Raw genomic sequence first — 655 nt, 5'->3', positions numbered from 1 at the left:
GTAAATGCTGCTTTTCTTCATCCGTTAAATAATGTGCGTGAGGAAACAATCGCGCCATTCCAAGTGAAGGCAAGGATGGCGGATTGTTGATCATCACCAATAGCAAAACTTAAGGCTTGCATTCAGGTGCATTTTTATATTTTTTACAATAAGGGCTGTTTAAGCGCTTCTTGACACTGGGCCTCGGGATCACAGCACCTGGACGACATATGGGAAGGTTTTCGGCTTTATGATTCTCGCACCAAGTCCCTCCCCCCACTTTATCACGGAAACCTGATTGAACCATGCAAGCATAAATTGTTGCTTTTGCATTGATGCTCTGCTTTCTGTTTTCTGGAAATACATCATAAGGGGTTGGCATGCCACATTCTAATAATGCTTTTGCTACCTCAGTAAAATCTGCTCCCGATTTCTCCCAGGCTCCTATAGAGGAGGTAGGAGTTTTATTAAATTGACAACCAGTGATGATTAATAGAGTTAATGTACTCAATAATTTTAAAGGTTTTTTCATTTTTTACTCCATGATTTACTTGAAGGAACTTGTTCACGATGAGATGTGCCATAAGTCTTTTGGCACATATCGCTCGCATCTCCAAGGCAAGTATGGGAACTTATGGGATTTGTAGCCACTCTCAACCATTCTGTCCAAACGTTA

Annotated in this window: 1 protein-coding gene; it reads right to left on the bottom strand. The window is 41.1% G+C overall.

Annotation, left to right across the window (positions count from 1 at the left end):
- Positions 1-109: 109 nt before the first annotated feature.
- Positions 110-511, bottom strand: a complete 402-nt coding sequence (locus tag ACFIJJ_RS10005; RefSeq protein ID WP_375646848.1) for a hypothetical protein — start codon at positions 509-511, stop codon at positions 110-112.
- Positions 512-655: the final 144 nt, after the last annotated feature.

This window comes from Bartonella sp. TT29SHDZB (genome assembly GCF_042193395.1).
In the GTDB taxonomy this organism is placed as follows: domain Bacteria; phylum Pseudomonadota; class Alphaproteobacteria; order Rhizobiales; family Rhizobiaceae; genus Bartonella.
Note: the sequence above shows the minus strand (reverse complement) of the source record. Positions and strands in the feature narration are given on the sequence as shown.

What these genes read in the sequence shown, in the direction of transcription:
- ACFIJJ_RS10005 (WP_375646848.1), bottom strand. Translation starts at nt 511, where the DNA reads ATGAAAAAACCTTTAAAATTATTGAGTACATTAACTCTATTAATCATC.